We start from the raw sequence: 24262 nt of genomic DNA, 5'->3' as shown, positions 1-24262 counted from the left end.
ATGGTCGAAAAAACTCCTGAAACAACTTTCTCCGGACCAAACGACGAACCTAAATACAATAATCCGCTTATTTTATGACCAGTCATGGATAAATTGCCCATATCAACCGCTGGCGGCCTAGGCTAATCTCCCAAAACCATTACAGATCACAAGCCCATAATAAAACAAAGAAGGCGCCCTTTTTAGACGCCTTCTTTTTTTGTACTTTTAAGCTAAAATTGTGACCCTTGAAAAGAACTTTATTATACCTGGTTTGCTTGACCTTTTTAGGCTGTGAAAAGACAACAAAGATTCAGAATGTAAGCGAAGAAGGATATGCTTTATATAATGAAGCCTTGACGTATTTAGATCGCGGTGTAGCAGACAGTGCTTTTCTTGTATTTGAAAATGCAAAAAATATATTTTTAGAACATAAGGATAGCCTAAACGTCGCGAACTGTTTGATCAACATGGCAATAACGCAAAAGGACCAAGGAGACTATTTTGGAGCCCAGGAAACGGCGCTGGAAGCGATTGACTATCTGAATACCGATAATCCTGAGCATTATGTTTATTTAAGTACCAATTACAATAACCTAGGGGTTGCAACAAATGCTCTTGGCGATAAGGATCGGGCGATCGATTTCTATAATCTTGCTATTAAATTCGCAGCAGATTCCGCATTGGTCAGAACTTACCGGAGTAATTTAGGCAGGCTCTATCAGGAGAAAAAAGATTATTCTCGAGCTATTTCAATTTATTCAGCTATCCTTCAAGAAGAAAATAAAGGTACTACTGATTTTGCTCGCATTCTGACCAATTATGCTACGGCTATGTGGCAATATCAAAAGAGTTACAATCCTGTCAAAGATCTTACACATGCACTAAGTATCCGGAAGCAGAAAAACGATCTTTGGGGACAGAACTCCAGCTACGCATATCTTTCTGATTATTACGAGAAAATCAAGCCCGACTCTTCGCTGTATTTTGCCCGGAAACAGTATGCTATAGCAAAAGTGATTAATAGTGCGAGCGATCAAGCCAGTGCCCTAAAGCGGCTCATCCGACTAAGTTCCATAGACTCTGCGCGAGCCTATTTTGCGGTTTATCATCAGCTTACCGACAGCATACAGCAAGCCCGTGCAGCAGCGAAAAACCAATTTGCCCTTATCCGCTATGAGGTCGAAAAAAATAAAGCCGATAATCTGCGCCTGGAAAAGGAAAACGCCGAAAAGCAGAGCCGTCTTGTTCGACAACGTGCTATTACCGGCGCAAGTATTTTTTTGCTCCTAATTGCTACCGGAGGTGGAAGTCTTTGGTACAAACGGCGCAAGCAACGCCTCGAGCTGGAAGCACAGCACAAGATCAAGGAAACACAGCTTAAAATCTCTAAAAAAGTGCATGATGTTGTTGCCAACGATATTTATCGGGTGATGACCGAGGTCGAATATAAAGATGACCTGGATCGGGAAGGGCTGCTTGATAAATTGGAAGTTATATACAATCAGTCGCGGGACATCTCACATAATGTGGATCAACTGCCCGTTATTGAGGTTCCTTATAACGAACAGATTTCCGCCTTACTGAGATCTTTCGCGACGGATCATCGGCGTGTGTCCATAGCGGGTAATGATGCCGAACAATGGGCCGATATCAGTAAACGGGTCAAGAACGAGGTGAAATATGTGCTTCAGGAATTGATGGTCAACATGAAGAAACATAGTCAGGCCGAACAGGTTGTTGTACGGTTCGAAAAATCAGACCGGCAGCTCAAAATATTTTATAAAGATAACGGTATAGGAATCCCCAAAGTAAAATCGAAGGGAAAAGGCCTGACAAATACGGTTTCCCGTATAGAGAACCTTGGCGGTGAGATTATCTTTGCAAGTGAACCGGGAAAGGGGCTGAGCATTACCGCCAATATCCCATTAATATAAGATGATTATTGTATGTTTAAAAAAGTACTCATTGCCGAAGACCACGATACCGAGAATTTTGCAGTGCAAATAACGCTGCGTGATCTGGGAGTTGTCGATGCCGACTATGTTTATTATTGCGATCATGCCCTCACTTGGATCAAGAACGCCATACGGAACGGACAACCATATGACCTACTGATTACCGATATTAATTTTAAAGATGACGGCTCTGCCCAGGAAATAAAGGATGGGCTTTCCCTCGTCAAAGTTGTAAAGTCTGTGCAGCCCGACATCAAGGTTGTTGTTATGACCGTACAGGAGATAACGCCGGTAGCCCATGAAATGTTGAAGGCAAAGCAAATTGATGGGTATGTCCTGAAAGCCCGCCGAGGACGGGAGCATCTAAAAGAAGCGCTTCAGATGGTTTATCAGGGAAGGACATATCAATCTGGCGGTAACAGAAAAGCTGTTCCAGATCAAAATTCGTATGAATTCTCGCAGCTTGATCTGCAGATTGTCAACTTATTGTATCAGGGTATTCCACAATACCGGATGCCTGAAATACTCAAACAGATGGGAGCGAAAGCCTCCAGCCTGAGCACTATCGAAAAGCGGCTGAACCTTATGAAGGAATCGCTTGGCTTTAACAACAACGGACAGCTGGTTGCACATTGTAGGGATGCCGAACTGATATAATTCCAGCCTTACGGCCCCCATAAAGGCCAACAAAGCACAGTCTTCGACAGCGGATGAATAGCCGCGAACTAAAAAATCCATCCCGGTACTGATGTTTACATGGATCTAGCTATTCCGTGCCACTTGTTGTTACAATCCGACCCTCGGTGGACAGTACGTCATTTTATAAATTCGAATCTATGAAGATGATAAAAATAGCACGTAAAGCGATGTTTTGTACAGTGAATTTTTGATAAGATGTTTTTTATTCACTAACTTCAGAAAAGTCGAGAGGGCGAAACAATTTGCTTAAATCTATGAACGATCTATTAAAATCTATTAATATAAGACTCAATAATGCATTCATTCTTTCTTTCGTCATTTCATGGATTTTTTGGAATTGGCCGATTGTGATTGGTTTGCTATGGTATAATGCCAAGACGCTTGAGCTATATGGCTATGTTAATTACAAAGGACTAATCATTGACAATGCAGATGTTTGGAAAAACTACATCCTGCCGCTTTGTTTTGCTATTGCGTATCCCTATTTGAAGTTAGCTTTTAGCGCATTGCAAACCACCGTCAACGCCATCGATGAAAGAACGACCAAGCGACTTTCAGGTAAAGGATACATATCTACTCAAAAATTTCTGGATTTAAGAGATCAGTACGAAACAAATATTCAAAAGTTATCTGACGTAATAAGTAAGGAAAGCGAAGTCATAAATGAAAATATGAATCTTCGCACAACACTTACAGAGCTTGAAACTGCAAACACATTGTTGAAGGAAAAAGAATCAGATTTACGATATAGCAATGATAAACGATTATTAGCAGTTTCCTCAAGACGGATTTTTTCGGGCCGATGGGTACTTTCGTTAACAAGCAGCGAAGGAGTGGATGTCTATACAGATTTAGTATTTAATGATGTTATTGAGGATGGTGGATATATAATTGGAGATTATGTTGGGAGAAAAGGTAGAATGATGATCTCATCCTATGTATTTAATCCGTATTCAAGACGAGTTGCCTTACACTTTCGGATTGATGATCAAAAAAAACAATTGCACAAGCATTCTTATGGAGAGAGTATGTTCTTTTTTGGAAATTTATCTTGGAATAATGATTATACAATATTAAAAGGAGGAGAGAGCATCAGTTTCAATGAATTGACTTTTGAGATGCGTAAAATTATATCGGCCTAGAACCTATGACTTCGAAGGCGTGTAGATACATGCGTGTAGACAATCTTTACGTGATTCTCAAACGGAAAAGCTTCACACCCCCGGATTGCTGTAATTACTTTCAAGTATGACGAACGAAACAACAGCGGAATGCCCAATGAGAGCGATTACCAGAGATTGAATGAGATTGAAGAAAGTAAAATGCAACAACTTTCAGACGAAAAAGGCTATTTATACATTGGAAGAGAAACAGCAACAACGAAGGAGATAATTATTTTGCTTGCAAAGACTTTCGCAAACCGTCGAAAGTGTTTTTTAAAAAGCAACAAGACAACAAATTTGGAGTAGAATACGATATATATATAAAGACAAATATAGGCGATCATTTGAACGATTCGGGCCGAATTAACAAAAGCTGAATCAGGATAGACTTGGTGCGAGGAACAAGGAGGTTGAAAAAGTTGATATCGAAAGGTAATTACTCTAACTTATTAGTATTTTAGAGGCCACTTTAATTAAAGAAATCATGCGACAAGGGAGAATTATCATAATATCGGGTTCACCAGGCACCGGAAAAAGCACAATCGCATCAATTGTTGCTAAAGAGTCGGATTTTTTAAAGTCCGTACATATGCACACTGACGATTTTTACCACTATATTCTGAAAGGGGCAATACCTCCATTTTTACCTGAATCAGAAGAACAAAACTTAATTGTTATTGAAGCGTTTTTGGAAGCTGCAAAGAGGTTTGCTCGTGGTGGGTTTGATGTAATTGTTGATGGAGTTGTTGGCCCTTGGTTCTTGGAGCCTTGGATAAAAGCTGTACAAGATAGTTATGAAGTCCATTACCTAATTTTAAGAGCAAGTAAGGAAGAAACCTTGAAACGAGCCATCAATCGTTCCAAATTAAGTGAAGATAGCAACTTTGAGTTGGTAGAGAAGATGTGGGAGCAATTCACCAACCTAGGTCACTATGAATCCAATATTATTGACACAACCGCGCAGTCAATTGAGCAAAGTATCTCAACGATAAGAGCTGTGATTGAAAAAAAATCGTCTTTACTTAAATCTACTGATTAAGTTATTTGGCAATGGAACAAAACCTTTACCCGGGTCAGTTATTTATAGCGAAGAAACTGAAGGGCATGTTCGTTTGACGTGCCCTAGGAGTGAGTACCTGCTCTAGCGAGGTACAAAAACCGGGCTATCATTGTTTAGAAGCCCAAATTTCTATCTCGATTTTAAGTTCTGCAAGCCCTAATCCTTTAATATAAACCACTGTCATCGAAGGGTATGTCTCTCCGAATAAATTCTCCCATTCAGCATATAAGAAGTCCCAATCAATTTCTTCCGTAGCCCATATGTTGACTTTTATTATATCGTCAGGGGTTAAGCGCTGACTTTCTAAAATCTGCGCTATATTTCCAAACGTATTATGCACTTGCTCGTTTAAAGGCTCAGGAATATTCCCGTTGTTATCGACCCCGATCTGACCAGAAAAAGTATATAAATCTGAATTTCTGGGAACGATGGTTACGTGCGAGTATTTTCCAACCGGGGCGGATATATTTGTAGGGTTTATCCTGACGACTTTTAAGATATTGTCTCTACTCATTTTGGTCTTGTTTATCTATATAATTAAATAAATGCGTTAATTATTCGGCGTATCCCCATTGGCGGAATATTAAAATCATGCTTTTTATTTAAGCCCAAAATTATACGTTGCGAATTTTGTAGAATTGTAAAAAACCGACAGGTGTCAGAAAATGATGGATAGCTATTCCTTCCATAGTGGAAAATTTGCCAAATGTTCGTTTGTATTACGCAAATAATGTTTAGGGTTAGTGCCGGTAAATTCCTTAAACTCTTTAATATAATGTGATTGGTCGAAATAATCAGCTATATAGGCCAGTTCTGTGAAATTTTTAAAGTCGGTCTTACGTAGTGCGTCCAAGCTTGATTGAAACCGGACAATTCTTGAAAACATCTTAGGCGACATTCCGACATATTGCTTTACCATTCGTTCCAAAGAGCGTTCGGATATATTCATTGCTATTTGTATTTCTTTCAGTGTTTTGCCGTCCTGCAGTTGCGTTGAAGCAAATTCCGCTTTGCTGTCATTGCGCTTGATTTTCCGTATTAGGTTGAGAAAGAGATGGGTGATAATGTCTATTTTTTCATTTAGAAATTTGGCATTAACAAGTTTTTCAAGAATAGGTTCCTTAATAATATATTCCAAGGAGACATTTTGATTATTCAATTCAAATGCGTCTATATTGAAAAGGGTTTTTAACGCTGTCGGTTGTAAATACACTCCCATAACCTTAAACTCGCCCGTAACCCTATGTTCAGTATATCTTGTTGATTGTCCATATAGGAATAGTTGAGGCATCGCCTTATCATCTTTACCAAAAAATAAATTTGGCTCGTTTTGGAATATCAGCGAAGGTAGTCCATCGGGAATGATTTTAAATGTTTTGCACGTAGTATTATCGGTAAAATCTTCTAATACCCAAAAGTACCGGATATATTCCTGTAAAGGCTTTATTGGAATAATTTTTTGATAATACATTAGTTATGCTTTTAAATTATCAAGATAAGATTTTTTATTAACAAGCCAAACACTGTAAATAGGGGTATTCTCGCCCGGTTTTTTGTCTTCTTATTCACGGAATCGGGCGGTCTGAAAGCGCTTTCCCTTTAATATAGGCTGTGGTCACGAAAGAAGCGTTCTTCGGCAAAACTCTACAAGTGTTCTGTTTCCGCCAATCGGCCCTACAGAGCGCTCAATTTGGTTAGCCACAGTTAGCGGCTTCATCGCCTCACGTTGGGGAAGATGCAGCGCATCCTTATGGTTTGCGTAAGCTTCAAGGAGAACCGATTGTATTATCGGAACAAATTCGATACCAGCCTTCGGTAATAGCTAATGTGGGAAAGATGATGCTTCGCATTTTCTTGATCGGTAATAATCAACCCTCTTTCTTTTAAACGTTCTATTTGTTGCTGGATAGTAAAAGCTTGTTTATTATACATTGGCATTAGTTATAATCTGGTTATAACGCAAAAGACACGCCCTGGGACGCTGTTCTGATGGGTAGCGTGGCGTGTACTGTTAATACAAATATACGTACTTATATTTATCTCTGCAAATTTTAGATTAAAGCGCAGTACAGTGCCGAATACCTGATCTTAATGATTTTTTAAATTAAATAACCTGTTCTTTTTTTAGTGATTGTCAACTTTTAATACTAGAGGATGGACAACACCGTATTGTGATATTCCCTATTTGCTGGACAACTTCTGCACTAATTTAAGATCTATCTTAAGAATGCCTATCGTGTTTTGTTAACCTGAGCGCGCCAGGGGACGGTCATTGTCGTACCCGAAAGTGATCCCGAAGATCATACCCCGGCTAACGATTGTTTTATGATGAAACAACCACTTAAAAATAAAAAATTATCCGTAATCTACATCATCCGCCGGCGGGTTCGCTGCGGGCAAATAGATCTTTATCAGCTCGGTAGGCACTCCTAAAACCATTCATCCATCGGTCGAGCCGGAGCATTCTTTTCGGCTCAATACTATTCAACTGATATCCGTCAACTTTATAATCTTGCCACTCCGTGCGAATTCGAAAATAGATCTACCCATGATTTTTACTTCATCTCCTTTTTTGATGCCGTTAGGGAAGTCGATTGCTGCTATTGCTTCATAGTCGATATAGATTTCAACGGTGTTTCCCTTGTGTTGGGTCCTTAGTATCGTTTGTTTCCTTGTCGAAAAGTAGGAGAGTGCTGCTATGGCTTGTTCTCTAAATGCGTCTTTACCTCGTATAGAAAGCGTGACTTCGTGATTGCTTATATTTTCAAATAACACGTCGTCCGCGAGGTTCTCAATCATCTTGTCTACATCCTTGTTGTTGTAAGCGTTGACATACTCTTGAATAATTTCTTCTCTCATCTTCCCTGGTTTTACGAATATGTTAATCTTCTGCGTACAATTCATCGGAGACCAACCCGTTTACTAACATTCGGCTGTTAAAAAACAAACGTTGGATAGGTCGATAGATCGGTCGTTATCTTTTGATTGTGTTCTAAAAGTAAATACTTTTCTTTTCTTTTGCAAATAATAATTCTTAAATAAGGGACTAGCATTTTTTGCAACGACGTGTATAGCAAATAAGCTGTAGTTACTGCGCCCTCCATATCAGAATCATACCCACTATAAATATGTATGCCAAAGGGAAGGAATTAAAAAGCTGAGCACACTCGAAAGCTTATTACGATAAGCACGATTCCTGCGGTATAGCGCATCGTTAAAAGATCTGGACAAAACGTGGTTTGCCTTTTCAAGAATGGATATTGAAGTTGGCAGAATGCTCCAAATCTTGAATACCCTGTAATAGACCTTCCGGCTCCGGAGGAGTTATTTCATCATAATCTCTGTTTTTGTCATTTAAAATGAAAATCCACGAGGGTCACATCTTCCGCATACCGCCATAATTTTTTAGCCAGCTCTTTATCAGTCATAGTGGGGGTGCTGTGTTTCGACAAAGCCGGATACCCTGAGAATTCTTTTTCCCCATCCGGTCCGAAAAACTCGCCTCCTTTTACGGATGCGTCCGTTGCAGCAAATAACGATGGTAGCGCTCCTTGCCAAGGCTGCATTACTTCGTCAAACTCAGAAAACATACCTTCCAGTTGTTCTCCGGGAATGTGGCGTTGTAAATCGGTTCGGGTGACGCCCGGATGTGCTGCTACAGAAAGTATATTCAAACCTACACTCTTTATTTTTCGGTCTAATTCATAAGTAAACAAAATATCGGCCAGTTTACTCACGGCGTAAGACTGCCATTCATTGTAGGGCTTTTCTAATTTTAGATTTTCAAAATCAATACCATCCGTTAAAGTCGCCGCACCGCTGGAAAGTGTCACTACTCTTGCATCGGGAGAATTTTTTAATAGCGGAAATAAATGACCTGTCAAAGCAAAATGTCCTAAAAAGTTTACCCCAAACTGCAATTCAAATCCGTCGTCGGTTTTGGACGCAGGGGGTATCATCACTCCGGCATTATTGATTAAGATATCAAGTTGTGTATGTTTGCTTTTAAATTCATCTGCAAAGGTTTTTGTCTGAGCAAGGCTTGCTAAATTCACTATGCCGATTTCCAAAATTCCTGTTGATCTGGTTTCTGACTTGATTTTTTCGACCGCTGCTTTTGCCTTCTTTTCATCTCTTGCTGCAAGCGTAACATTTGCTCCTTTTTCGTAAAGTGCTATTACGGTTTCGTATCCTATGCCGGTATTACCTCCGGTTACGAGGGCTGTTTTCCCTGTTAAGTCAGGTATGTTCTCTTTTGTCCACATGGTTATACTATATCATACTACCCAAATACTGGACAACTGCATAAATGTTTAAATTAGCAGTTGAAAATGAAAAAAGAACGCAGGAAATTCAGTGCAAGCTTTAAGGCGAAGGTAGCCATAGAAGCTATCAAGGAACAGCAGACCATCCAAGAACTGGCTGTTAAATACGAGTTGCACCCAACACAGATCAACACCTGGAAACGGGAGTTTTTGGATAATGCGGAATCGGTTTTTACCACAGAGAAAAGCCCGATAAAGGATGACACCAAAGAGAAAGAGCTTTATTCCAAGATTGGGGAACTACAGATACAGGTTGATTTCTTAAAAAAAGTATTGGGCAAATGAGTCTTGACGAGAAACGCGGGCTTGTTTGCCCTTCCTATAAGAAAATGAGCGTTTACGGGCAGTGCAAAGTTATTGAGTTGCCCCGTAGCAGTTATTATTTTAAGCCCAAGGGAGAATCTCTGTTCAACCTGCAGGTTATGAATGCCATAGACCGCAAGTTTCTGGATTGTCCCTTCTACGGCGTAGAGCGCATGACGGACTATTTGAGGCAGGATCTGGGTTATTTCGTTGGGCATAAGCGTATTCGTAGGCTATATAAGCTCATGAACCTAAAAACCATACATCCTAAAAAGAATCTGAGCAAAGCAAATAAGGCAGACTATAAATTTCCATACCTGCTCAGGAATCTTAAGATCGAACGTGCAAACCAGGTATGGCAGGCAGATATCACCTACATCCCCATGTTCAAGGGCTTTATGTATATGTTTGCTATCATCGATGTATACAGCCGAAAGATAATGGGGTGGGACGTATCCAATACAATGAATGCTGAATGGTGCAGGGATGTACTGGTAGATACGATCCAAAGGCATGGTAAACCCGAGATATTCAATACCGATCAGGGTTCTCAGTTTACATCTGAGGTTTTTGTGAAAGCCTTACAGAAAAATGAGGTAAAAATATCAATGGATGGCAAAGGTAGGGCGCTGGACAACATCTACATTGAAAGGTTCTGGGGATCGCTCAAAAGAGAGAAGATATACCTCAATCCACCCAATGGGGGTGTTGATCTGTACAAGCAGATCAAAGAGTATGTATCATTTTACAACTCCGAAAGAAGGCACAAGTCATTAGCTAGAATAACACCCGATGAAAAATTCTATCAGGAAATTAAAAATGTATCGTAATTATATCTTAGTTTAGTAAAAAGTTGTCCAGCAAATAGGGAGTATCATAGCTTTCTTCAATTTCATCAACCAGATCTACGAATCTACCTCAATCATTGTAACGACAAACAAGAAGCCGACAGAATGGGCTAAAATGCTCGAAGATGAGGTAATCGCAACAGCTCTACTCGATAGAATACTGTACCGTTGCGAGGTCATAAATCTAACCGGTGAAAGCTATAGAATGCAGAATAGAAAAACGTTCTTGGACAAGTAAAATTTATAGCATACTTTTGGGATGGATTGTGTATTTGTTAGTGCCAAAAATGCTGTACTCCAAGTTACCAATTATGCTGCATTCTTATTTACCATTTACAGATGTCTTTTAATATTTTAAAATGTAATGATGTTTGTGTATAATCAAGCATAAAAAAGCATTATAAATTTAATGAAGCAAAACCTACTAAAATACATTCCCTGTGTTCTATGGAATATGAACTCCAATCCGTTATATTATTAAATTCTTGGCTGCCATCAATGTATAAACCGATTGCACCATCATTTCCAATACCTAACTTTGATGCGATTGAACCTTTTACACCTGTGAAATAAAACTCTACATTACTACTTGCAATCAATTCTTGTATTACGGCTTCTAACATTATTCTATATAAGTCCGGAGATTGAGCATTGTGTTCTGTTATTCGTATTCCTGCACGAACTACATTGTACTCTTTGAATATATCTAATAAAGTCTTTCTGATATATTTTAATTTATTAGGAACATCAAAGGACTTTGGCACAATTAATTCTTGATTAACCAACGAAAAAGAAGTATCGTCTTTTAATTCAATAATTGTGTAGTAAACCTTGTGAGGTGAGCATCTTATACCTGCTGCTATCATATTCTTAACTTGAAATTGAAACCATATAACCCATAAAACCTATAAAGCCCAATAGACAGATGATTTGCCACCAAGGGTAAATCCGGGTGTGGTTGGGTGAAAACATCAAGCATAGCATACAGGAGAACGAATACCGAAGGTTTCGTTCAATACGCTGTATGGGTGTATATCTTGATGCTCTTTTCATTATACTTCTGCTGAACTTGTTACCACATCAAAGTTTGCTCCAATGGCTTCAAAATGCTTTCTGCCACACTTGATTTTGTCTGCTTCGGAATTGCGGAGCTTCTCAAAGTTTTTGGTGCTTTTTGTTTCCCTTACCAAATAGATGGTTTCATCATTGTGCTTTACTATTGCCCAATCGGGATTGTATGTACCTATTGGGGTTTCTACTTTGAAAAATCCGGGTAGCTTAACAAATAGCTTTATATCTTCTCTCTTGTCCAGTTCTTCGGCAAAACGTCTTTCTACTTCACTATCGTAAATTACTGTATTGTACACTGATTTCTGCACCTGCAAACATTGTTCAAAGTAGTCTTTCAATTCTTCTTCTCTGAAAAGTTGCATACTCCATTCTACTTGGCCTGTTGTTAGTTTTTCGTATTTGATACCGTCAATCATTAACTTGTGTAATTCACGGTTGATAATGGCGGCTACTGCATCCATAAACTTCTGAGGGTTGATGGCAAACTCTGCAATTCGTGTACAACCTGAAAGTATTTTTACCAATGTAGCCCTTGTGAGTTCCGTTTCCTTTTGCAGATATGCAAGAATATCAGGCAGAATGCCTGTATATTCAATTTTAATCTCGTTGGCTTTTGTGTTGGTTGTCGTTACGCCTTTCTTTTCAATACCTACAATATCTTCTCTGTATGATACTTTGACTGCTTCAATCTTTTCCATTTCTGTAATGGACTTAATTGCGTTAGCAATTAAAGTGTCTGTTGAGTAGTTGACTTGATATGTAGTGCGGTGCTTGATTTTGTTCCAAAGGTTTTCAAATTCAGGGTCGAGAAATATTTGCTTATTGATTTTGAGCCTTTTGGGTTCTTCATCTTTTTTGATGTGGCGTTCTAATTGATACGATTGTAAGACTGTGATTATTTCTGCTTCCTGTTGTACAAACTGCTCTGACAAGCCTAATGAAAATCCTTCTTTAGAAGGATTGAATGCAGGCTGTATTTTCCCGTTGGTATCAACAAAACCTTTTGAAACTAACTCTGACCAAATATCTTCACTGGCTTTCCTGCCCAATGGTTTTTCTTCTTCACCCACTAAAACTGATAGTTTGGAGAATGCAATTTTTGGCACTTTACCAAAGGTAACGCCACAATCATCTTCATACTCTTTTTGCAGCCCTGCTGCAAAATCTGCATAGCTTTCACGAGCAATTACAGTTAGTTTGTTGATGTTATCGTCTTTTACTCTTTCACCATCTGCATTTACAGGCAAACGAAGCCCACGACCTAAAGTTTGTCTGCGTTCTTTGGTGCTGCCTACTTCTCTCAAAACACAAATCTGGAATACATTCGGGTTGTCCCAACCTTCACGAAGAGCAGAGTGTGAAAAGATAAATTTCAATGGCTCGTCCATTGAAAGTAATTGCTCTTTATTACGCATAATTTTTGCGTAGGTATCATCATCTGCTTGGGTACTTCCGTTGGTATCTTTGAATACTCCCTTTTTGTCTGCTGAGAAATATCCATCGTGTAGCTTATCCACCGGAAATACATCCAACTCTTTGTATTGAGGTAATTTGATTAACTCGCTGTAATGGTGCTCAAACAATTCAGCAAACTTGCCTTTGGCAGGTTTGCCTTCTGCATCATAAATACGGTAGTTGGCAACCTTATCAACGAAAAACAAACTCAATACCTTTATGCCCTTGCCCTTTAGTTGTAGTTCTTTGTCGAGGTGCTTTTTGATGGTGTTTTTGATTTGTACTTCTATCAGATCATCCGTAATACCGCCCCTTTCCTGACCTAAATACAAACGACCTGAAGTAAAATCTATAAATTCATTACCCGGTTCGCAACTGATGTCTAATACTTCAAAACCATTTCTGTATGCTTCTCTTTCATTGCTCAGGATGTATAGGTCTGCATTTTGCTTTACCCAAAAATCTTTCTCTTTTACGCTGCCTTTATCTTGTACCTGGATTTTGATTTTGGCTTTGATTCCGCTTTTGTTATCTACTTCCATTAACTTGATGTAAGCATCATTTTGAGCATTTGCACCCAAAACTGAGGCAACTACAATTTGCTTTACCAAACGTAATTCATACGCCTTTATAGGGTCGAGCTTGTAAATGAGGTTGTATAAGTTTTTATGCGTAGCAGAAAAACGGAAAATACACAAGGGGTTAAGCGACTTGATGGCTTCCTGTGCTTTAGGCGTATTGTCAACACTTTGGGGTTCGTCTATTAATACAATGGGGCGAACTGAATGGATAAAGTCTCTTGGGCTGAAACCGCTTAATTGGTTGCGTTCCTGATTGAAGATGTTTGATTCTTTGTTGAAAGCATCAATATTGATAATCATTATCTGCAACTGGTTGCTGGTGGCAAATTGCCGAAGGCGATTTGCTTTTTTACTATCATACACAAAATGCTCAAACTCGATGTTGTTGTATAGTGCTTTGAAATGCTCTGCTGTTATTTCAATGTTCTTTAGTGTGCCTTCTCTGATGGCCACACTTGGCACTACAATGATGAACTTTTTGAAACCATACTTTTGGCTTAACTCAAAAATAGTACGCAGGTAAACGTAAGTTTTACCTGTACCAGTTTCCATTTCAACTGAAAAGTTGAAATTGTTGTTTTTGAACTCTGTTTCCGGTGTTGGGTCTAAGTCGTTTCTTTCCTGAATGTTGTGCAGGTTTTTTAAAATGGTATTTTCATCAATAGCCAAATGATTGCCAATACCTAATTCTGTTTGAATGGTGCTTAACTGTTGACCTATATCGGCTTTAGCATTGATTTCTATGGTATAATCGCCTTGGTTTAATGGTTGCCCATCAAACAAATCAATAAAGCTGTTTACAGCTTGTATTTGATAATCTTGGGTGCTGTCGAACTTTAACTTCATAGGGCTATACGGTTCTAAAGTTTACAACGCCTTTGCTTTTCATTATCTGAACTGCATTGGTTTTTAGTGCATCTGCATTTTCTCCTTTGAAGCCTTCATCTAAGCAAATAACCCTTGTAGGTTGCATTTCTGCCATTGCCTTGATACAATCGTGGGTAAGTTCTTTTTCTAAACAGATAAGCAATTGCCCTTCGGCAATGCTGAAAACTGTTAACCCTGCCAAAGTGAGTTTTTCGATAGGTGTGGTAAGCTCAAAACCTGATTTTAGCAATAATTCATACAAAATGGCTTCCTGCTCTGCTTCGGGTGAAATGTGCTGGATATGCTCAAACAATTTGGCTTGAATAACTTCCGGCTCTTTCTCTAATGCACTATCCCAAATTTTAAAATTAGATTTTGAAAGTTTGAATACTTTGAAGCCAAGGTCTGGTGATTCAATAATATCAGTACCAAAAATAGTTGATTCATCAACTTTTCTTTTACTCTTGAACTCTTTACCAATTTTAGATGCAGCTCTTTTTATCCTTTCCTTACTTATATCGGCAATATTTTTATAACCTGCTTTAAACGCTTCGGATTCTTCTGTTGTAGGTTCTGGAATTTGAACACAAATAAACTTTCTTTTTTTATTCTCACTTGCATTTAACTCCATTACAGCGTGGGCAGTGGTAGCAGAACCTGCGAAAAAGTCAAGAATTATATCATCATCTTCTTGTGATGATAGTTGAATAATTTTCTTAAGTAAGTCAACAGGTTTAGGAAAATCAAAGACTTTTTTTGAATCAAAAAGCTGACGAGTTTCGATAGTTGCTTTTTTATTACCTTCAATGTCGTTCCATAAGTTGCCAGGCTGCTTTAATCTGTTTTCTAAATAGAATTTTTGATAGACCTGCCAATTACCATTTACTTTCCGCCACTCTATCAAATTGTTTTTAACCATCTCTTCATATTTCGCTTTACCGCAAATCCATCTACTCTCATATCCAGTAGGACCATAAGGAAATACATCTTCATTATCAGGGCTTTTAATAGCATAAAACATACTCGGTCTATCTTCTCGTCTATCTTCACCACCAGTTCTTCTTAGGGAACGAGTCAAGTATTTACCGCCTTCATCTTCTAGATTATAAATTGCCGCTTCTTTATCATTTAATGGTAGACCTTCAATTGATTTATAAATGTTATCTTTTGAATAAACGAGGATATAATCTACTTCATTTACAATAGCCTTATTACCACCACCTGTTGGAGTACCAGTTGCTCTTGAAATTTGTGAAACAAAGTTTTCTTCTCCAAAAACTTCATTACAAACACTTCTTAAATTATGTATTTCATTATCATCAATTGAAATAAAAATAATTCCATCATCACTCAGTAAATTCTTTGCCAAAAACAAACGTGGATACATCATATTTAGCCACTTACTATGGAATCTTCCATCTGTATCTGTATTTGTACCAAACTTTCTACCTTCTGAATCAATTTGCCCTGTGTATTCAAGATAAGTTTCTAATGTTTCTGAATAGTTGTCTGGGTAAATAAATTCTTTACCTGTATTGTAGGGCGGGTCTATATAAATCAACTTAATTTTGCCCAAATAGCTTTTTTGCAGGAGCTTCAATACTTCCAAGTTATCGCCTTCAATAAACAGGTTTTCGGTGGTATCAAAATCCACACTTTCATCCCTTGCAGGGATAAGGGTGGCAATGCTGGGTTGCTGTATGATTTTAAAACAGTCGGCTTTGCCCGGCCAGTTCATTCCATAGCGTTCTTTGCCTACATCAATGCTTTGTCCTAACGTAAGGCGTAGTTTGTCCCAATCTACTTTCAGCCCTTCGGTGAATGCTTCAGGGAAAAGTTCCTTTAACTTACGCAATTGCTCTTCGGCTATATTCATTGAGGTGAGTTCCTGTTTTTGTATTTCTGACATATCTTTTCTGTTTTATGATTTAGGGTCAATTAATGGATAAAGCCTAATTGAACCAGTTCTTGTTTCCCAATATGAGCCTGATGGTTTTCTATCAGGCATTGTTCCCGTTTCCGAGCAAATGATTAATTCGGCAAATTCAACGGTAGCATTTCCAAAGTCGGTTACATCATCATCACTGACCAATGAGCCATCAAAATTGAAATGTGCTCCTACCTGATTACGTACTGCCTTGAGTTGTTTCAGCTTGTCTATTATGCCCTGTAATTCCGTATTTGCAACAACTTTAGTGTATTTGCCTTCTTCGTCTTTTTCTAAATGCTCTACTCTGAGCAACTTTACCAACTGGCTTGATAACCCTGTAAGTAATTCGTGCAGTTGATAGTCGTTTTTCGGCTTGCGTGGTAACTTGGCAGAAAACAAATAGGTAAGGTAGTCCAGGATATTTTCAAGTGTTCTACCTGCTGCTGTTGATATATTCTCACGGTGAAACTTGTCTTCGTCTGACAACATTTCTCTGAGTTCGTCCAATGCAATTTTGCCATTCTTAACCCTAATACCGTTTTCTTTTGACCATTTCCGCAATTCTAAAAAGTGCATATCACGCGAAGGTGCTCTGTTGTTGCGATAGCGGTCACGCCAAGGGCCGTAGTGTGTTGTAATTACAATTTGGCTAAAGTGTACTGCTTCGGTGTGCAGCAAGTCAATAAATCTGTCTAAATGGTTTTGGTCAACAGACATTACCACATCATCCAGCACAAGAATAGTATCGCCTTTGCTGTATTTTTTGGCTAAAGCCAAAAAGATACAAATGCCCAACGTGTCAAGATGGGATTCGCTATACACTGATTGTGGGGTGATACCTTCTTCTGTATGGAAATTGGCTTGCAGTTCTAATGAAGTTTTGTATTGTGGATTGAGAAATAACTTAATACCACCAAGACCTTCATCTTTGTGCAAAAGCTGATACATACGTTCAACATCACCTGAGATAGAAAGCAACTCATTATCGTAAAACTCTTTTCGGCTTTTTTCAACAATATCCAATGCCTTTGAAGCTGCCAGTGATAGTTTTGATTTTTGCTCAAACTTCTTTGAACTCTCAATGATGGACTTGTATTGTTGCTTTATTGAGTTGTGCTGATTGATGGATTTGGTGTATTTAACTTTAGCAGCTTCAATCCTTTTAGATAAGTCAGATAATTGTGTTAGGTTATCTTGATAGCACTGGTAGTTTGTTTTTATATCAGTTGTTATACCATCAATAAATGTTGCTATTTCGGGAACACTTGTTTTGTATTTCGCAATATCATTTTGGTATTTGATAAGTAAGTTGCTAAATAATTCAACTGCTCTTTTCTGAATAGCCACTTTGCCATCCCAATCTTTTTTTGCGTTCTCAACTGCCTTTGCTGCTGAACCTATGGCACTCATAGATGCGATTTTTTCGCCTAATGATTTTACCACTGTATTTTTTTCAATACTGTTATCGCATACCGGGCAATTGTCTATTAGGGGTTGCCCTGAGATAAAATCTTTAGCCTGATTGAGTAGTTTTAATAAGTCGGCATTGCTGGTTGTATTCTTCTCCTGTAGTTTCTGTAATGCTTCTAATGCGGTATTATGTGCCTTTTTCGCAGCTCCTACAACTTTAATAGATTGCTGAATTTCGATATACTTTGATTGAATAGCAGTCCATTGTTTTGAAAGATTATCAACTTCCTTTAATTGAGCCGTTTCTTTGGTTAAGTCCTTTTCGGATTCACCCTTTGCCCAAACCAACATATCATCTAACGGACTACCTTCTTTTAACCAAGTAGCTTCCAGTGTTGATTTTGCATTGTCTATTACCGATACCAGTCTTTCAACTTCTGATTCTGTTTCACGAACTAATTTCCGCAGTTCTTCTTCTGATTTAAGAAGCCCTGAAACATCTATGTAACTCTTTAATTTCTCGTATCTTTCAGTTGCTTTTCTGTTAAGCAAATCGACAATTTGAGAACGCCTTAAATATCTGAGTTCCGGTATTAACTCGTGGTTGGACTTCACAAAATCCCTTGAAGTACCTGAAAGAGTTGCTGAATAAACTTCTTTATCAGTGTGTAATTCTATTTTGGCATTTGTGGCATCTAATGATTTAATAAACCTTGCTTCTGTGCCTGATTTATCGTCTATTGAGCCTTTATCGGAAGTGAGTAAACAAATTAGAGCATCTGCAATGGTGGATTTACCATTGCCGTTTTCAGCAAATATCATAGTGATCTTCTTTCCTTTCTCGAAAGGAATATCGACAGGCTTGGTAGCACCCCTAAACGATGATATGTGCAGTTTACTCAGCTTCATTTTCTTTTAGTTCATCTTGTTCTTGTTGCTTTATTACTTCTTCCAATGCTACCTTCCAATCCGTGTCTTTTAAATTTCCCATTGCCAAGTTATTGGCAAACCTGCTGTCCTTATCTGTAATCAGATTGGCTTCTTTCAATTTGGCTTCAATACCCTTTGCCAGTGTTTGTATATTTTCATTCATAGCCATCAGATTAAATTCCATTTTATTAAAAAGAGGTCGTTCTTGATAAGCTCCTGTTGCAACTTTTGCTCTATTTGCTCTATAAGGCGGTCTTTACTTTGTTCTATTTCTTTTGCTGCACCATCATACTCACGCCAAGCAGTATCTCGTTCACTTTCTAACTTCTTACGTTCCTTTTCCAATTTTAATTTCTCAGGCAGATTTGGTGCAAGCCTTGCCTGTTTCTTTATGTCTTTGATTTGCTGGTCGAGGTCTTTCAAAGTTATCTTCAATGAGTTTCTTCTGTCTTCGCCCCATAGGTCTAATTTCTCTAATTCGATTTCAAAATAGTTGGCGTTGCGTTGCCCTATTTCATCTATAACCTGCAATTGGTGTGCTTTTAAATGGCTTTCCAGTTCATTTATAACTGTATCAGGTGTATTTGCTTTGCTGCCCGAAATTGAAGCAGGTAAAGAAAAAAATCGTTCGCAAATATCTTTTGACAATACATTGCCTGATTGGGTAATAGCTGAAAGCTGAACAAATTCTTCTACATCAAAAGACGTTACACTCAGCACCCTGCCCAACATATAGCCTGATTGACCAACATAAAGTTCGAGGGTTGAAATTTTCTTGATGGTATTGGAGTAATCGAATGTAAGTTCAACTGATGGCAATTCTTGCTTTTTACATTCTTCAATGATGCGTTGAGCCAAAGGGTGGCCGATACGGTACACATTTGAATCATCTATTGCCTTGCCTATACGATAAGGTCCGGGATGAATTTTTAGGTCGCTGTAAGGATTTTTCAGCAATCTGAAAGAATGCTCATTGGAAGAAAAATCTGCATTGCTGTTTAAAGCAAACTGCGTTATGTTCCACAACCAAGATTCGTACCTTGAAAGGTAGTCTTTACTTTCCTGTAAATTGATTCTTAACTTCTCGTGTACTTCTTCGTCAAAATTTTCTAATAGCTTTTGCCTTGTCTGTTGCATAGCATCAGAAATATTGACTTCTAATTCTGATTGCAATTCGTTAAAGGCTTCTTCAATTTGTTTTGTGGTTCTGCACTCCTGATAAATCCGGGCAATACGTTTTTCAAAATCAACTCCGTTTTCAATGCTCCCCAAAACTTCGTCTGAAGCACCAAAAACACCATTGAACAACTGAAACTTATCACGTAACAACTCATAAACTCTCACATCTGCTGCGTTGGCTTTATTCAAAAAGTTTACTACCACCACATCATATTTTTGCCCGTAACGGTGGCATCTTCCAATACGCTGTTCAATTCGTTGGGGGTTCCAGGGCATATCGTAATTGATAACCATAGAACAAAACTGCAAGTTGATACCTTCGGCTGCTGCTTCGGTAGCAATCATTATCGTGGCTTCATCACGGAAATAGTCAACCAATGCAGCCCGCATATCAGCCGTTCTTGACCCTGTAATCTTATCGGTATTTTTATGTCTGGCTACCCAATCTGCATAAATCCTTCTTGATTTTTCGTCTGTATTTGAGCCATTGAATAAAACCACTTTATCAGCATAGCCCCTTGCTTCTAATATGTTTCTCAAATAAAGCTGTGTTCGGGTGCTCTCTGTGAAAATTATGGCCTTTTTGGGAGCACCTAAACGAGCCATTTCATTGAAACCTTTTTCAAGGGCTGTAAATAGCTTTTCGCCTTTGGAATTGAGGCGGATGGACTTAGCTAATTTTTCAAACTCTTTTAACGAGTCAATTTCTGTACGGATATTTTCAATGTCTTGCTGGGTGTAGGTCTTTTTCTCTTTCTCTTGTTCTTCATCTTCTTCGCCTTCCCACTCGTCTTTTAGTTCATCATATGTTTCAAAATCGAGGGCAAAAACTTTTTCTGTATTGTTGGTTTCGGATTCCTTTACAATGCCTTCTAATTTATTTGCCAAACCTTCTAAAGTGCCTGAAATGGCAAATGTTGAGGAAGCTAATAATCTTCTTAAAATTAAGGTCATCAGTTTACGCTGACTTGCCGGAAGTGCATAAAGATTATCTGCTTGCAGATAATCGCTGACCATATCATAAAGCCGTTGTTCTTCTTCTGTGGGGAAAAACTCTTCTACCAGTGCTATTCTGTTTGTATAGCGTATATATTCTAAAACTTGCCTTCTGAGTGTACGTTTACAAATGGGTTTTAGCCGTTCTTTCAATTCATTGAAAGTTTCGGCATCTGCACCACTGTTTACCCGGCTGTATTGTGTTTTGAAACTCTTTAAATCACCAAAAGAATAATCGTCAATGATACTTACTAAGCCATACAACTCTAATAAGGAGTTTTGTAATGGTGTAGCTGTGAGTAAAATTTTGGGGGCTTCTATTAAAGAATCCTTGATGGACTTTGCAATTTTATTGTTTGCCTTATATACGTTTCTCAGTCGGTGTGCTTCGTCCACAACCGCCAAATCCCATTGAATAAGTTTCAGATATGGTTCTTTGGTGCGGGCAAACTGATAAGAACAGATGATAATATCCGGCTGGTCAAATGGGTTCAACTTGCCTTTCTTGATGAACTCATTGAATGATTTAGCTTCTAAAATAACAGAGTTCAAAAAAAATTTGTCTTGTAATTCCTGTGACCATTGTTTACGAAGGTTGGCAGGTGTAATGATGATAATCTTTCTTTTGCGTTCAGCCCATTTTTGAGAGATAACCAACCCTGCTTCAATAGTCTTCCCCAATCCAACTTCATCTGCCAAAATAGCCCCTTTAGACAAAGGAGAACGGAACGCAAAAAGGGCAGCATCAACCTGATGTGGGTTGAGGTCAACTTGTGCGTCCACCAAAGTAGATGCTAACTTCTGCATACTGTCAGATGAACTACGCTTGGTAAGCTCGTAGGCAAAATATTTAACGTGATATGGAGTAAGGCTATTCATTTACATTTCTAATATTTTTGAGCACAAGATTTAAGGCTTGAATGCTATGTTCATTATTCTCCAAAACGTGAAGCACTTTCTCTCCTAACCAATAAGGCATTAATTCACTTTCGGGTAAATCATAAACTTTTGCAAGGGCTTCCAAGTGAGATTTACTCACCGGCTTGTCGTTGTTTTCCATTTTGCTGATGTAGGCGGTATCAACGTCTAATTCAGCAGCAACCTGCCTTTGCAAAAGTCCTTTTGATTCCCTTAATTCTTTGAGTTTCTCTCCGAGCATTGGTTATACCTTTTATTGACTTGTCCTTTAAAGGGCAAATATAGTGATTAATATGAAAGTAAGCTTGCAAAGTTTGCAAAACTTGCAAAGTCGCTTTACTGCTTGATTTTTTGATAGATGCCATTCCGGGTTTTCTCAATCCATTTGAACGCTACCAACTTAGATAAATAAAGGTCTGCGGTGCGTTCTTTGATGCCAAATTTAGCTTCGGCAAGTGTAACGGCTTCTTTTCTGCGGAAAGAAGTTGGGAGCTTGTCAAAGAATTGCTTTAGCAATTTGTCGGTAACGGTGGCTTGTTTGGGCAGCTCTTTGAACATAAAAACGGAATGCTGCTGATATACTTTCACCAACTTTAAGGCAATGTCAAAATCTTCATCTGAGCAGATTTGTTCCGGTGAAAGTTCGCCATTGTCAAAATACCTGAGTGCAGTGATAATCATTGCCACACGATAAAGAATAAGCCCTAAACGCTTGGAAGTACTAGAAAGGTCTTCACTAACAAAGGTTGCCAATGTATTGAGGCAATCATCACCATACACATTGAGTTTGGCCCATTGTTCTGGTGTGAGTTTGAAACGAACAGTTTCATAGCTTTGAAGGAACTCAACGAAGGTGAGGACCGTATCTGAAAGGTTCTCAAAGTGTGCTGTCAAGTTGATACCGTTTAAGGTATCGCTTGCTGGCATCCACACTATTTCAGATTTGAAGGTGTAGAAAATGAAGCGGCTAAATAAGCCGTCTTCTGCTGACTTAATCAAGTTTTCAACTTGACCGGGTGTACCTGCCAATGCTACGGATAAACGAGGCTTTTTTAACTCAACCCATTCTTTATTTGTTTTTCGGCTGTATGAAATAGGTTCGTGATGGTACGCCTTGCGAAGCAAGTCGGAATAGCTGCCCCAATCCTGTTTGAGTACTGCACCCATTGTGTCGGCTTCTGTTTCGCAAAAAATGCCTTGTTCGTCTCCTTCTTTGAGGTGTTGAATTACTCTTGCACTGCTGTTGTTGGCAGGGATATAGAGTACTTTAAAAGGTGGTTCTTCGGGTGGCTCTAACTCTGATATGTCCTGCTTTTTGTCGCTGAGTTTACGCTTGTACTCCTGTAATTCAATCTTATAGATTTTTAGTTTTTCGGTGCTTTCCGCTACCAGCTTATCGTGAAATTTATCGCCTAATGCTTTGGCAAAAGTCAGTGACCCTTTGCCGCTTGCGGCAGGGGCAATGATAAACACAAACAGGTTGGCATAATGCTCTTTGGCACGGTATAAGCCCACTACATTACGCATACAACCGCTAATGATACTTAATGCACCTGTGAGGAAAATATCTCTTTCTCTGCGGTCTTCAAATACGCTTGATCCATTTTTCAGAATTTCGGGTAAAAGAGGAAATACTTCATCAGGAATGAAAGGCATATTCATCAAAAGCTCGTCTTTTGATTGTGGGGTTGCTTCGTTGGTTTTTGCAAAGTCTGCAAACTTTGCAAAGTCTGCTACATTGTTTTTATAGGCACTTTGAATGGTGGGGGTTGCTTCTTCGGTATCGAGGTCGAAATCTCTCAAAATATAGCCAAGGGCTATGTTTTCGGGTATTCCGGCACGGTTGCAGTTACAAGCCAACAAATGCACATAGTTGTTTCGGTTGCCTTCGGTGTAGTTGGCTTTACGGTCAGTAAAGTCAACACACTTTCCAAATACTTCAAGCCAATCGGTATCATCTAAGCTACTTTCTGTTGGCTTGGTGGGTTCTTGCTCTGCCTTTGGCTTTTCCTTTTTGGGTGGTTCTTGTGCAGCCGTTTCAATGTTTACATTGAACGGTTCAGCATTGATGTTGCGGTAGCAATTGGGGTCGTAGGACATAAAACAAAGGCGTGAAACGTCTTTGCCTGATGGGTCAACGACAAGCTGCAAGGCTTGTTCGTAATAATCGGAAACTTGCTGAAATGCTAATTTGTGATGCTCTGCGGTACTGTTTACAGGTACGATAATTTTTAAGCCATTGCCACTTGGACTGATAAAAGCGGCAAAAGTGTAGGGAGCTAAAGCGACCAAACTTTTGGCCTTTTCTAAATCTTCGGGGCTTAATTTGTCTAAGTCTAAAATTACAAATCCGCTGTATTGCGTAAGCAATTCAGCCTTACGGCCACTTTCAAATGTGCCTGATGGAGTGAATGCCGGGAGTTGTTTTTTGAGTTTGTCGGCTTCTTTATCCTGCCCTTCGGCAATGAGCTTGCGAATTGCTTCTACCTGCTCTTTGTAATTGCCTTCTTGAATTTGTTTGGTGATGATGATTAGTGCTTTGTGTTCTACCAAATGCACATAGTTCTGAAATATGGATGCTGTTGCCATT

Annotated in this window: 20 protein-coding genes; 8 read left to right on the top strand and 12 right to left on the bottom strand. The window is 38.8% G+C overall.

Features of this window, described 5'->3' with window-relative positions:
- Positions 1 to 227: 227 nt before the first annotated feature.
- From BC792_RS14085 to BC792_RS14065, 5 genes are all read left to right on the top strand, one after another.
- On the top strand, positions 228 to 1916 hold the full coding sequence (locus BC792_RS14085; RefSeq protein ID WP_148909649.1) for a tetratricopeptide repeat-containing sensor histidine kinase: 1689 nt from the start codon (positions 228 to 230) through the stop codon (positions 1914 to 1916).
- Positions 1917 to 1928: 12 nt separating this feature from the next.
- Entirely contained in the window at positions 1929 to 2594 is a 666-nt protein-coding gene (locus BC792_RS14080) for a response regulator (protein WP_148909648.1), read from the top strand.
- A 296-nt stretch (positions 2595 to 2890) separates the two neighbouring features.
- A complete protein-coding gene (locus BC792_RS14075; protein WP_148909647.1) occupies positions 2891 to 3778 on the top strand; it encodes a hypothetical protein in 888 nt (295 codons plus the stop codon).
- 84 nt (positions 3779 to 3862) lie between these two features.
- Positions 3863 to 4105 (top strand): DUF695 domain-containing protein, encoded by a 243-nt coding sequence (locus BC792_RS18805; protein WP_148909654.1) that lies wholly within the window; start codon positions 3863 to 3865, stop codon positions 4103 to 4105.
- Between the two features lie 178 nt (positions 4106 to 4283).
- Positions 4284 to 4838, top strand: a complete 555-nt coding sequence (locus BC792_RS14065) for a P-loop nucleotide/nucleoside kinase family protein (protein WP_148909646.1) — start codon at positions 4284 to 4286, stop codon at positions 4836 to 4838.
- Between the two features lie 127 nt (positions 4839 to 4965).
- Here BC792_RS14065 and BC792_RS14060 read toward each other — a convergent pair whose 3' ends face one another.
- From BC792_RS14060 to BC792_RS14040, 4 genes are all read right to left on the bottom strand, one after another.
- Positions 4966 to 5373, bottom strand: coding sequence for a RidA family protein (locus tag BC792_RS14060; protein ID WP_148909645.1), 408 nt, complete (start codon positions 5371 to 5373; stop codon positions 4966 to 4968).
- Positions 5374 to 5535: 162 nt separating this feature from the next.
- A complete protein-coding gene (locus BC792_RS14055; protein WP_148909644.1) occupies positions 5536 to 6330 on the bottom strand; it encodes an AraC family transcriptional regulator in 795 nt (264 codons plus the stop codon).
- 1013 nt (positions 6331 to 7343) lie between these two features.
- The gene (locus BC792_RS14050) at positions 7344 to 7718 is read right to left on the bottom strand and encodes a nuclear transport factor 2 family protein (RefSeq protein WP_148909643.1); all 375 of its coding nucleotides are present in this window, start codon (positions 7716 to 7718) and stop codon (positions 7344 to 7346) included.
- Between the two features lie 491 nt (positions 7719 to 8209).
- Positions 8210 to 9124, bottom strand: coding sequence for an oxidoreductase (locus BC792_RS14040; protein ID WP_148909642.1), 915 nt, complete (start codon positions 9122 to 9124; stop codon positions 8210 to 8212).
- A gap of 66 nt (positions 9125 to 9190) precedes the next feature.
- On the opposite strand from BC792_RS14040, the gene BC792_RS14035 reads away from it, so the two are divergent.
- From BC792_RS14035 to BC792_RS14025, 3 genes are read left to right on the top strand one after another with little or no spacing between them, the layout of a single operon-like run.
- Positions 9191 to 9469, top strand: coding sequence for a transposase (locus tag BC792_RS14035; RefSeq protein ID WP_039053382.1), 279 nt, complete (start codon positions 9191 to 9193; stop codon positions 9467 to 9469).
- Positions 9466 to 10317: an IS3 family transposase gene (locus BC792_RS14030; protein WP_039053381.1), complete on the top strand. Its 852-nt coding sequence runs from the start codon at positions 9466 to 9468 to the stop codon at positions 10315 to 10317. Before BC792_RS14035 ends, BC792_RS14030 begins: the two co-directional genes overlap by 4 nt.
- A 34-nt stretch (positions 10318 to 10351) precedes the next feature.
- Positions 10352 to 10573, top strand: a complete 222-nt coding sequence (locus BC792_RS14025; RefSeq protein ID WP_317131718.1) for an ATP-binding protein — start codon at positions 10352 to 10354, stop codon at positions 10571 to 10573.
- Between the two features lie 160 nt (positions 10574 to 10733).
- On the opposite strand, the gene BC792_RS14020 is transcribed toward BC792_RS14025, so the two are convergent.
- The 8 genes from BC792_RS14020 to BC792_RS13985 form a co-directional block, all read right to left on the bottom strand.
- Entirely contained in the window at positions 10734 to 11201 is a 468-nt protein-coding gene (locus tag BC792_RS14020) for a hypothetical protein (RefSeq protein ID WP_148909641.1), read from the bottom strand.
- A 186-nt stretch (positions 11202 to 11387) separates the two neighbouring features.
- Positions 11388 to 14288: a restriction endonuclease gene (locus BC792_RS14015; protein ID WP_148909640.1), complete on the bottom strand. Its 2901-nt coding sequence runs from the start codon at positions 14286 to 14288 to the stop codon at positions 11388 to 11390.
- Positions 14289 to 14292: 4 nt separating this feature from the next.
- Positions 14293 to 16218: a site-specific DNA-methyltransferase gene (locus BC792_RS14010; protein ID WP_148909639.1), complete on the bottom strand. Its 1926-nt coding sequence runs from the start codon at positions 16216 to 16218 to the stop codon at positions 14293 to 14295.
- 12 nt (positions 16219 to 16230) lie between these two features.
- Positions 16231 to 18558 (bottom strand): AAA family ATPase, encoded by a 2328-nt coding sequence (locus BC792_RS14005; protein ID WP_148909638.1) that lies wholly within the window; start codon positions 18556 to 18558, stop codon positions 16231 to 16233.
- Positions 18545 to 18742: a hypothetical protein gene (locus BC792_RS14000; RefSeq protein ID WP_148909637.1), complete on the bottom strand. Its 198-nt coding sequence runs from the start codon at positions 18740 to 18742 to the stop codon at positions 18545 to 18547. The genes BC792_RS14005 and BC792_RS14000 overlap by 14 nt, the downstream gene beginning before the upstream one ends.
- A 5-nt stretch (positions 18743 to 18747) precedes the next feature.
- A complete protein-coding gene (locus BC792_RS13995) occupies positions 18748 to 21561 on the bottom strand; it encodes an SNF2-related protein (protein WP_211357546.1) in 2814 nt (937 codons plus the stop codon).
- Between the two features lie 64 nt (positions 21562 to 21625).
- Positions 21626 to 21913 carry a helix-turn-helix domain-containing protein gene (locus BC792_RS13990; RefSeq protein WP_148909635.1) on the bottom strand — a complete coding sequence of 96 codons (288 nt, stop codon included), beginning with the start codon at positions 21911 to 21913 and terminating at the stop codon, positions 21626 to 21628.
- Between the two features lie 95 nt (positions 21914 to 22008).
- The gene (locus BC792_RS13985; protein WP_170250042.1) at positions 22009 to 24261 is read right to left on the bottom strand and encodes a DUF3987 domain-containing protein; all 2253 of its coding nucleotides are present in this window, start codon (positions 24259 to 24261) and stop codon (positions 22009 to 22011) included.
- Position 24262: the final 1 nt, after the last annotated feature.

It is taken from the genome of Sphingobacterium allocomposti, assembly GCF_008124885.1.
GTDB lineage: Bacteria > Bacteroidota > Bacteroidia > Sphingobacteriales > Sphingobacteriaceae > Sphingobacterium > Sphingobacterium allocomposti.
The sequence above is the reverse complement of the archived record's forward strand: the minus strand, read 5'-3'. Positions and strand labels throughout refer to the sequence as shown.

Excerpts from the sequence above, each read along its gene's own strand:
- BC792_RS14080 (WP_148909648.1), top strand. The coding sequence starts at position 1,929 with ATGTTTAAAAAAGTACTCATTGCCGAAGACCACGATACCGAGAATTTT.
- BC792_RS14075 (WP_148909647.1), top strand. The coding sequence starts at position 2,891 with ATGAACGATCTATTAAAATCTATTAATATAAGACTCAATAATGCATTC.
- BC792_RS14065 (WP_148909646.1), top strand. The coding sequence starts at position 4,284 with ATGCGACAAGGGAGAATTATCATAATATCGGGTTCACCAGGCACCGGA.
- BC792_RS14060 (WP_148909645.1), bottom strand. The coding sequence starts at position 5,373 with ATGAGTAGAGACAATATCTTAAAAGTCGTCAGGATAAACCCTACAAAT.
- BC792_RS14055 (WP_148909644.1), bottom strand. The coding sequence starts at position 6,330 with ATGTATTATCAAAAAATTATTCCAATAAAGCCTTTACAGGAATATATC.
- BC792_RS14050 (WP_148909643.1), bottom strand. The coding sequence starts at position 7,718 with ATGAGAGAAGAAATTATTCAAGAGTATGTCAACGCTTACAACAACAAG.
- BC792_RS14040 (WP_148909642.1), bottom strand. The coding sequence starts at position 9,124 with ATGTGGACAAAAGAGAACATACCTGACTTAACAGGGAAAACAGCCCTC.
- BC792_RS14035 (WP_039053382.1), top strand. The coding sequence starts at position 9,191 with ATGAAAAAAGAACGCAGGAAATTCAGTGCAAGCTTTAAGGCGAAGGTA.
- BC792_RS14030 (WP_039053381.1), top strand. The coding sequence starts at position 9,466 with ATGAGTCTTGACGAGAAACGCGGGCTTGTTTGCCCTTCCTATAAGAAA.
- BC792_RS14020 (WP_148909641.1), bottom strand. The coding sequence starts at position 11,201 with ATGATAGCAGCAGGTATAAGATGCTCACCTCACAAGGTTTACTACACA.
- BC792_RS14015 (WP_148909640.1), bottom strand. The coding sequence starts at position 14,288 with ATGAAGTTAAAGTTCGACAGCACCCAAGATTATCAAATACAAGCTGTA.
- BC792_RS14010 (WP_148909639.1), bottom strand. The coding sequence starts at position 16,218 with ATGTCAGAAATACAAAAACAGGAACTCACCTCAATGAATATAGCCGAA.
- BC792_RS14005 (WP_148909638.1), bottom strand. The coding sequence starts at position 18,558 with ATGAAGCTGAGTAAACTGCACATATCATCGTTTAGGGGTGCTACCAAG.
- BC792_RS14000 (WP_148909637.1), bottom strand. The coding sequence starts at position 18,742 with ATGAATGAAAATATACAAACACTGGCAAAGGGTATTGAAGCCAAATTG.
- BC792_RS13995 (WP_211357546.1), bottom strand. The coding sequence starts at position 21,561 with ATGCAGAAGTTAGCATCTACTTTGGTGGACGCACAAGTTGACCTCAAC.
- BC792_RS13990 (WP_148909635.1), bottom strand. The coding sequence starts at position 21,913 with ATGCTCGGAGAGAAACTCAAAGAATTAAGGGAATCAAAAGGACTTTTG.
- BC792_RS13985 (WP_170250042.1), bottom strand. The coding sequence starts at position 24,261 with ATGGCAACAGCATCCATATTTCAGAACTATGTGCATTTGGTAGAACAC.